Genomic DNA, 9,654 nt, shown 5'->3' on the forward strand with positions numbered 1-9,654 from the left:
ATTGGTCATTGGTCATTGGTCATTGGTCATTGGTCATTGGTCATTGGTCATTGGTCATTGGTCATTGGTCATTGGTCATTGGTCATTGGTCATTGGTCATTGGTCATTGGTCATTGGTCATTGGTCATTGGTCATTTAGGCAGGGCGGGTTTAGTGACATTAGGGTGGGCAAAAAACGATAGTAGTGAAACCCGCCCCTACACATAAAACTCTTTTCTAGTCATTGATCATTTACCTCCCTCAGCTTCCCCAGCTCCCTCAGCTTCCCCATCTTCCCCATCTTCCCCAGCTCCCCCAGCTTCCTCAGCATTATTCCTCCTCTTGTGCGTGCCGAATCAACCAATCCTCACCCACACGAATGGTTAAATCGGATTCAATATCTCCTGTGGAAGAGGCTTCGACGTGACCGAGTTGCAAAACCCGTTTCAATGTCGCGGCGGCTTTCAAATCGCCTTGTTGCACAATAATCTGAGTTTCGCGTACCTGATCGGGCCAATCCTGTATGATGTAGACATTATAAAAGTCGTTTTTCGCCAAATATCGAGCAACTTTGTGAGCTAATTGCGGGTCATCTGTGGCATTTTGAATCGCAATTCGCAACCGTTGGGGAGAACGCCGAATCTCCGATGAACTCCAGTCAAGGGTTTGCTGAAAGTATTGTTGCATAACGCGATCGCGTCCGGCAGAATCCATAATCCAATAGCTGGCAACATATTCCTCTGGACCACTGAAGCGACCGGGCAAAAGTACCATCTGAAAATCATCTTTGTCTAAATCTAAGCCAAAGCCCACCAGCGCCAGCATTTCTTCTAAACTGAGATTGGTATCAATATATTGCTGCATCACCCGAATGATTTGGGGTAAACGCGGTAGCACTGTGGGACTGAGCAACCGTTGACGCAGCGCCTTGAGTAGCGTTTGTTGGCGCTGGACTCGACCAATATCGCCATAGTTGTCTTTACGAAATCGAGCAAACTGTTCGGCTTGGTCTCCATTTAAGGTTTGCCATCCCGGTTCTAAATCAATGTACAAATCCTGGGTTACATCCTCATACTGCATCGGATAGGGAACAAACACCTCAACTCCCCCCACCAGGTCTACCAGTTCCCGAAATGCATCCGTAGTCACCCGTACATAGCGATCAACGGGTACATTATTGAGAGTACGACTCACCACCCGTGCGGCTAACGCTGCACCCCCTTCCACATTGGCATCATTGATTTTGGTAAGTCCTACCTCCGGAAGTTCCACTTGGGTGTCCCTAGGAATAGAAAGCATCGTCACGGACTCTTCTGTCGGGTCGAGGCGTAACAACAGCATAGTATCACTGCGACCACTGAAAACGTCGGACGAGTTTTTGGCACTATCGGGAACTCGGTCAATCCCCATTACCAGAATGTTGACCGGTCGGGCTAAATCATAGCGAAACGCTTGTCGCCAGGAATTTTCTTTCGCGCCAGGGAGAAAATTTTGCGGCACGATTAAGGGGGAAAGAGGGGTAATTAGGGCAACCGTTGCGCCCAAGGTAGCAGAAACTGTAGCGGTTAAGATAAACGCCGCACTCCACAGAAACCAGCGCATATAGCGACCACCACTGGATTTATTTGAATGATCATCGGAATGGGACTCTCCGCCATCACCCTCTGGTGGTGGGGGAGGCGGGGAACCCCCAGTATCATTTTCAGCGACATCAGAGTCGCCCTGCGATCGCGTATAATCTTCGGGATGGGAGACTTGAAAACCCCAGCTAGTTTGGGAACTATTCGACACGTTGTTTTATCCTCACCACACACCAACTGTTCTGGATTCTTTGACGTTCACCGAATCTATTGCTGGATTATAACGTTACCCAGCCCACTCCCCCTGCTTCCCCAGCTCCCCCTGCTCCCCCTGCTTCCCCTGCTCCCCCTGCTTCCCCTGCTCCCCCTGCTCCCCCTGCTTCCCCAGTTCCCTCCGCCCCTCCGCTCTCCCAGGCTAGGATGTAGCAGACAATCAGAATAGCACGGACAATGAGTCAATTAATACCTGTAATTTTAGCTGGCGGCAAAGGTGAACGGTTTTGGCCCCTTAGCCGCAAACACCGACCTAAGCAGTTCTTAAGTTTAGATGGTAGTGGAAAAAGTTTATTACAAACCACGGCTGACCGTCTCAGTCAATTGGCGGGAGGTTCAGCCAATGTCTGGGTAATCACATCGGCTCAATTAGCTGATGGGGTGAAACAACAGTTACCCCAACTTGATAGTGAGCATATATTAGCTGAACCCGAAGGGCGGGATACTGCACCTGCTGTGGCGTGGGCAACCTTAGAAATTGCGCGTCACTATGGAGAAGATGCGGTGGTTGGCTTTTTTCCGGCAGACCATTGGATTGCAGACCAGGAGGCGTTTCAACAGACGATTAAGGCGGCGACTCAGTTAGCGGCGGCTGAAGCCGCGATTGTCACCTTAGGAATTGCCCCGGACTACCCCTCTACGGGTTACGGTTATATCGAACAAGGAGAACCAGCCGGAACGTTTAATGACTTACCGGTTTATCGGGTTGCTCGATTTACAGAAAAGCCAGACCGAGAAACAGCCGAGAAATTTCTGGCGACGGGGAAATTTAGCTGGAATGGTGGGATGTTTATTTTCCGGGCTGGCGTCGTATTAGCGGAACTAAACACTTATGCGGCTGATATTATCAATCCGTTACAAAAACAGGGGATTGATGCTTATTCTAAACTACCTAAAACCAGTATTGATTATGCCTTAATGGAGAAAACCCAACTGGCTTATGTTCTCCCGACTGCGTTTGGTTGGGATGACTTGGGAGATTGGAATGCTTTAGAACGGTTGCACAAGGGAGAGGCGGCGAATGTGGAACTGGCAACTCATGTAGGGAAAGATACCCAAGGAGCGATTCTTTATACCAGTGATCAGGATGAGGTGATTGTGACGATTGGTTTAGAAGATGTGGTGGTTGTGCGAGATGGTGGGGTGACGTTAATTGTGAAAAAAGACCGCACTCAAGAAATTAAGCAGGTACTGAAAACCCTACAAGCGGATTCGAGATTTAGTCAGTTCCTTTAATTGTAATTTGTCCTTGATTATTGCCAATCTATCCGTATGGGCACCATCCTTGCGCTCTTGCTCAAGGCGTAAGTACCTGGACATAAATTTTGTCCGCTATAAAACATCGCCACCTAAATATCGGTGGGTTACGGCGGATAGTCGATTAAAGGTTTATTGCCTGACTTTAAGTCCCGCCTAACCCACCCTACATAACTGGGTGTAGGGTGTAGGGTATCATACCCCACACCTTTGACGCGAGCTTGTCACCCCTTCAGGTAATAGGGTTCAAGCGATGAAAACCGTTCCCTGTTCCCTGTTCCCTGTTCCCTGAACTTAGATAAAATTAATACATCACGAGTTATTATCTCAAGAACATAAAGAAAGTTTAACAAAAACCGGAAAATTTACGGGTTGCGGTGAAGTATCCAATCATTCAAGCTTTATCGTATACTTCTGGATATCAAATGACTAGCATTCAAACTCCAAGTCCTTCTTCTTCTCCCCCGCGTTTTCTCAAAAGCCTGCTGTTTTTACTCAAAGAGAGTTGGCGAAAACCGGACATTCAAGAGCGTGAGAGTAGGCTATTTTTCTCTTACTCCCACAAGGACAAAGTATTCGTTGAAAAACTCTACGCGGCTCTATCTCCGAATTATGAAATCTGGGTGGATTGGGAAGATATTCCACCAGCGGTTGAGTGGTGGGAGGAAATTAAGCGAGGGATTGAAGATTCGGATTACTTTCTATTTATGCTAACGCCTAACTCAGCGATATCTAAGGTTTGTGGTCAAGAGTTAGAGTATGCTTTAAGTCAAGGTAAACGAATTTTCCCGATTGTGATTGAGCAACCTGATTCAGTTCCCTTATCTTTGCGATCCATAAACTGGATGTTTTTTACTCCCGAAGAGGATTTTGAGGTTTGCTTAACCAAATTATTGAATTCTCTCAATATTAATCCAGAAGACGCCAGATTGCATACTAAATTCTATGGACTCTGGCGGGATTGGGTGTCTCATGATCGGGATCACAGCTATTTGCTACACGGTAAACAACTGTGGGAAGCAACAGCTTGGTTGGCTGCATCGGATAACAATACACCCTTGCCACTTCAAGAACACCGAGAATATATTTGGGCGAGTCAGCTTGCCCAGTTTGTACGAATTAAACGAATTGCTACAGGTATAATTGTCAGTGCGATTCTGGGTGTTTTGGCGACTCTGCATTTTCTTACCCCTGGCTTTTGTGAAAATGGAAGTTTCCCTTTTAGAGTTTAGATAGGAGACTTACGCCTATCCTCTATCTGTACTTACACAAGATTTTTTTATCTTAATGAATCTGGGGTAAATCGCGCAGGAAATAGAAGCGATCGCTGTTCGATTCATTACCCTTATTTCTCCCTAAGTAGCCTATTAAGGGGGAGGATAGTTCAATGAGAATATCACGCAATTCATTTGGCATTAAGGGTTTGGGCGGACTCGAACCGATATACGTGCCATAAATTTGACCAACTTCCACTTCGCCTAACCTGGCATTTTCTTGTAAGGATTTAACAGATTGAACGATGTGCGATCGCACGGCGATGTCTTGACGCACTTTTACTAGGTATTGCTCAATTTTATCATCGGCTAACCCATAAGCATTTTGCCAGCAGGCTTTGAGTTTCAGCAAGTCAATAGCACCATTATATTGGGCTTGCAATTCTACGAGATGTTGGAGAGTTTCTGGACGAATCACGCTAATCTGATTATTTAAAGTTGTTCGTAAAGCATCTGGGGTTAATTCACCGGCGGCGACAATGAGTTTGAGACAAGGAGCATAATCTTGTTGGAGATGATTGTTCCCCAGTTGGATTAATTGTCCCGGAGTTTTACTGGGTACTATTTCACTTTTGGTGGCTTTGCATTCGCCAACGATGGGATAAGGTGCATCTGCATAAAAGTCAATCCCGCCAGCACCACCAGTTGCTTCTGGATTTAGGCTGGCTTTGGGGTCATTTCTAGAGTTGGTAAATCCTAGTTTTAGTAAGCTTTTCCGTACCAGTTTTTCAAATTGATGACCATCGCTAGAGTTGCCGACATCGGCGATTGTTTTAATCCAGATGAAATCAGAGTCAAATCTCACGATTGATTGGCTATTCCATCCCAAGAATTGTTTGATATCTTGGTCAAGTTCTTTAGCCGCTAGATTATGGTTTGATAATAGCGCGATCGCACTCTGTAATTCCTCTAATTCTGGATGCTGAGGCGGCTGTCGTTCTTCCATCTGGCGACAGCGCTGTTCAAAGCATGTCTGACTCAAAACAGGTGTATTTTGAGTCACCGTTAAAGGTTGGGGGAGAGGTATAAATCGGGGACTTGGATGTACGGGGATTTCAATCGGTTGCGGGAGTCGATAAACCCGCAGGTAGGCTAAAAAAATATGACCTCGTTTTACACGAGTTTGCTCTAATCCGGCTTTTGTCCATACAGTTAGCTGAGATAGAAAATCAAGGGATTCGGAATCATCCAAGACTTGACAACGTTCGCATTTTGCCCAGGCTTTAATTTGAACCGTCTCCGAACCGAGTTCAGCCAGACTTTTTTGGGCGGTGGGGATAAAATTTGAGCGATAATAGTGTTCGATAGGCAGAGCGTTAGTGGAGGTATCTGAGGGATAAAGGGCAAATTGTCGTCCTGGATTGACGAATATCCGAGGGATAATGGCAATTGAGCGTCCTTCGATTAAGGCTTTAATATCTGGGGCAGGTAGACGTAGGGCGATTGGCAGCATAATTTATGTTCCTATGCTACGAATAGGTCATTCAGGTCGTCATCATTGGCTGTATCATCAGCACTAGATTCGTCGAACAGCGTTCCAAAGAGTTCTTCATCTTCGATAGTCTCTGCATCAATTTCGCCAGAGGGATCGCTGAGGATTTCTCGCAGTAGTGGATTCTCTAAAATTTGGGGTTTTGAGAATTCTGCCACCTGCTTTTGAGTAAGCTGATATGTCTCGCAGTTTTGATAAACAGAATACAGGTCAATCAGAGGTCTAATCTGTTCAGCTTCCAGATACGCCCATTCTCCTCCCTTTGCCTGAGATGTGAGTTTTTCCAGTAACTTATAAGCGTTTGTCGTCTTGTTAATTTTTTTGTTTTTCGAGCGAACTAAACAACCGCGAGTTAAACCAAACCGTTCGTATGCCGTTAAGCGCTTTAATCCAGCGCCTAGTGCAGCTGCGTTGCCTTTTTGAATAACTGCTACACCAATGACAAAATTTTTGTCATCTTCATTGCCAACAACCTTGAAATTAATGTAACCTTGGTTTGATAGATTCTTGGCAGGAGCCTTTGAGTTGACTACTTTGATATCAGTATCAACGCTTTCAATTGTTAGTTGCCGTAATTTTTGTCCGGTTAATGTTTCCCCTTCCAATGTTTCACCTATCAACTGCTCAAAGCCAAAACGTAGAGCATCAGCAATTTTATCATTGTCCTCTAAATAATCTCCAAGGTCTGCCTCCTTCGAGGCTTTAACAGCTCTTTTAAATCTCTCTTCTAGTGATATAGGAACATTGGGGCGATAATTCTTAGCACACCAATCTAAAGTTTCCCGTACAGTCGGCTTGCCTTTACCGATATCCCTGAGTTGGCTTTCTGTAAACGGATAAACTGGATCATGAGGTTTTAAATCACGAGGATCATATAGCTCTTTTTGCAACCACAAGGCAACTAAATCAACAATGAATTGGCTATCTAGAGGTTTTAAACTTATTGGGTTTCCTTGAGTTGCTGTTGACAACCGATCTTTTACTGAGCTAACAGTTTCAGTATAAAAGGTTATTTCCTTACTCCAAGTTGACTGGAACATTACCGTCAACATGACAATACCTTTGCCAATACCTGACTGTTCGAGGTTATCGTAAACGTCTTTAACTAACCTAGCAATTACCTGTGCTTTCGTAAACCCATCTTCAGATAATATTCCTTGGGTTTCCAATTCATCAAAACAAATCAGCACAGGTTTATGGTCACTAACTAACCGCAAGATTTGTTGTATATTACCCAGAGCTTCTGCTTCTTGTTCTTGAGATGTCTTACCAGCATTAGTTGGCAAACCCATAGAGTTAGCCGTTTCTTGATCTAGCTCATTACCAGCTAACCATTCAATAGCATAGGGGGCGTACATTTCTGAAAGAGTCCACAAAATCGCCCTGAGAATATAAGGATCAGCATCCGGCTTGATTTTGAGAATCTGGGTACTCAATTTTTTGAGTAGATTTTGGTGATTTTGTAAAGCTTTGGCATAGGCTTTATCAAAATTCTTAACTATTGTTGCTGCGGCAGTTTTCTGACCACTGGAATTACTGGCATTTGCCATAGCCGCCGCCACTTCCTGCCATTGTGTAACTTCTTGACTGCCAACTCGCGCCAAGTTCTCGATCAACGTTTGCAGAAATTGATGTCTCAACAGATTTAAGTTACCATACTTGCCAGTGTTAACATAGATAAATACAGCACTACCATCACCAATGACACGACGGCGCAGGCGACCAATGAGTTGAGTTTTCCCTGAACCCGGATCGCCAGTCACAACTAAAGTGGCTACCTTATCCTTACTATCTGAGCTGGTTTTAACCTGCTTGATTATCTCCAAGACTTTTTGAGAAGCATGAGCATTGAGAGTATTCAAATCCGGGAATCCTTTACCCCAAACACTTTGGACTTTATCAATGGCTGCACTGTTGAACGGATTGTAGTCTTGGATGGCGGTGTTGATTTCTTCAATCGGTGAAACAGATAAATTAGTCATGATCATTCAGGTGAAGGAACAAACAACAAGCGGTTTCAATTAGGCTTCAGCATTCACAAGCTTGGCAAAGTAACGCAATTTGCCGACTGGCGGAGTAATTGAGTCTTCTAATTGATCAGGGGTAACGTTTAAAACCTCTCCCCCCATTAGCTGGAAGATGTCATTCGCCTGCATTTCCAGCATCCAGTCATTGAACTGGGAACGAGAGACGCGATCGCCAATGGTTCGCCGTATCCTATAAATCGGTACCATATAATCCAAGTTATAGTCGCGGTTAAGCTGATCGTAGACATCCAGCGCCACCTGCTTAAACTGATCATAAGACGCGATCGCCTTTGGCGCTGAGCTTTGCTCAATCGCACTCTCCCCAGTCTTCCCGGCAGCAACCGCGCCATCACCAACAGTACCCGCCGACATAGCTTGTTCTCGAATCCATTTGAGTAACGCATTCGCGGTTTTCGCGCCAATCTGACTCTCAAATTTAAACGCCTCACTCTTTAACCCCGCTTCCAGCATCTGAAATCCCTTCGGCTGTACCAGAGATACCTTATACCGAGAAACCGCGATCGCACCGTTCTCTTCTAACTGCTGATAACTCTCCTGGTAATCAGCAGCTGTCTCCTTTTTCCGTTTCAGTCGCTTGGTTAGTTCACCCCTCTTAACATCCGAACCTCCCATATCCCACAAGTAAAGCAGTAGGCGGACTTCTTTTTCTGTTGTCTTCGCCTCGATATCTGTATCTGTCTTCGCATCAACATCGTTGGACATCGTTGTTACCCTATCCGTCATGGAAATTTCTGAGTCTAAAGAATGAACTTTTGTAAAAATACCCTTTGCTATACTAACCCCATTATCTAATCACTTGCCAGTTCAGTCGCGATCGGTATACAGCAAGTACAGCGTCAGTAGAGGCAGTTTAGCTCACTCCACAAATTATGTGTTCTGCACATAGTCTCTAAGTATTTTCACTTAATTCAGAGACTCAATCGTTCAATTTGATCCTGTTTTCGACTGGTTCAGGATGATCACCTGCTCATCAATCGTTGCCCACAATCGTAACTTAACTTAATATTTTTCGGACAAATGTTAACTTCTATGTCATTTCCTTGTCTTTCAACTTGAGAGTGGTAAAGTAAAAGTATGAAGCAAATAAAGCTTCACCGGACAGATAAAAAAGCAACGTTTAGATTTAAAAGAAGAGGTAAAAACGCTGGCTAAATCAATTAATCTGTCTCATCTAAAAACAACAGCAGCAAACCATTTAGACGCTGATATTTCCTAAGCTAGTTAATAGGGAGCAAGGCTACTGAAACTTCAATTCAGTGCAACTCCAGATAGAATTACTAAAAGAAGGAAATCACTCAGCAAGTCGATCGGACGTGCTGCTGTTGTTTTAGCATTAATTAGCCAATTAATAGAAAAGGGCGACCCGACCCAATTAAATGGATTGGAGATTGTTAATTGATGCAAGCGGGTTGCCCCTGCAGGTGGTTAATCTTGCCTTTCTAAAAAGGAATGCGATCGCACTCCTGGGAATGTCCACCTAGAGGTCTGAATAGGGGAAGCATTAATCTAACTCAACCTTTTCCCGATTAATGTAAACTTACGTATCATTCCCTTGTCCTTTCAATCAAAGGTGCTAAAGTAGAACTATGAAGCGAATTAAAGCTTCACCGGACAGATACAAAAGCAACGTTTAGATTCAAAAGAAGAGGTAAAAACGCTGGCTAAATCAATCAATCTGTCTCATCTAAAAACAGCAGCAGCAAGCCATTTAAACGCTGATATTTCCTAAGCTAGTCAATGGGGAGCAAGGC

General features: G+C 44.6%; 7 protein-coding genes. 3 read left to right on the forward strand and 4 right to left on the reverse strand.

Annotation, left to right across the window (positions count from 1 at the left end):
- Positions 1-15 precede the first annotated feature (15 nt).
- Positions 16-207 carry a hypothetical protein gene (locus RIG27_RS13310; RefSeq protein WP_446345818.1) on the forward strand — a complete coding sequence of 64 codons (192 nt, stop codon included), beginning with the start codon at positions 16-18 and terminating at the stop codon, positions 205-207.
- 102 nt (positions 208-309) lie between these two features.
- Here RIG27_RS13310 and RIG27_RS13315 read toward each other — a convergent pair whose 3' ends face one another.
- Positions 310-1,770 (reverse strand): LCP family protein, encoded by a 1,461-nt coding sequence (locus tag RIG27_RS13315; protein WP_446340211.1) that lies wholly within the window; start codon positions 1,768-1,770, stop codon positions 310-312.
- A 239-nt stretch (positions 1,771-2,009) separates the two neighbouring features.
- Between RIG27_RS13315 and RIG27_RS13320 the strand changes: the two genes are divergently transcribed.
- Both RIG27_RS13320 and RIG27_RS13325 read left to right on the forward strand, forming a co-directional pair.
- Complete coding sequence (locus RIG27_RS13320) at positions 2,010-3,068, forward strand: mannose-1-phosphate guanylyltransferase (RefSeq protein ID WP_446345820.1); 1,059 nt, start codon at positions 2,010-2,012, stop codon at positions 3,066-3,068.
- A 446-nt stretch (positions 3,069-3,514) separates the two neighbouring features.
- Complete coding sequence (locus RIG27_RS13325) at positions 3,515-4,321, forward strand: toll/interleukin-1 receptor domain-containing protein (RefSeq protein ID WP_446340209.1); 807 nt, start codon at positions 3,515-3,517, stop codon at positions 4,319-4,321.
- A 52-nt stretch (positions 4,322-4,373) separates the two neighbouring features.
- On the opposite strand, the gene RIG27_RS13330 is transcribed toward RIG27_RS13325, so the two are convergent.
- The 3 genes from RIG27_RS13330 to RIG27_RS13340 are packed head-to-tail and all read right to left on the reverse strand — an operon-like array spanning position 4,374 to position 8,605.
- A complete protein-coding gene (locus RIG27_RS13330) occupies positions 4,374-5,816 on the reverse strand; it encodes a DUF1802 family protein (RefSeq protein WP_446345823.1) in 1,443 nt (480 codons plus the stop codon).
- Between the two features lie 11 nt (positions 5,817-5,827).
- On the reverse strand, positions 5,828-7,837 hold the full coding sequence (locus RIG27_RS13335) for a P-loop NTPase fold protein (RefSeq protein WP_446345824.1): 2,010 nt from the start codon (positions 7,835-7,837) through the stop codon (positions 5,828-5,830).
- A 39-nt stretch (positions 7,838-7,876) separates the two neighbouring features.
- Positions 7,877-8,605 carry a hypothetical protein gene (locus RIG27_RS13340; RefSeq protein ID WP_446345826.1) on the reverse strand — a complete coding sequence of 243 codons (729 nt, stop codon included), beginning with the start codon at positions 8,603-8,605 and terminating at the stop codon, positions 7,877-7,879.
- Between the last annotated feature and the right edge of the window lie 1,049 nt (positions 8,606-9,654).

The sequence above is a fragment of the Coleofasciculus sp. F4-SAH-05 genome (assembly GCF_040222985.1).
GTDB classification, from domain to species: Bacteria; Cyanobacteriota; Cyanobacteriia; order Cyanobacteriales; family Coleofasciculaceae; genus Coleofasciculus; species Coleofasciculus chthonoplastes.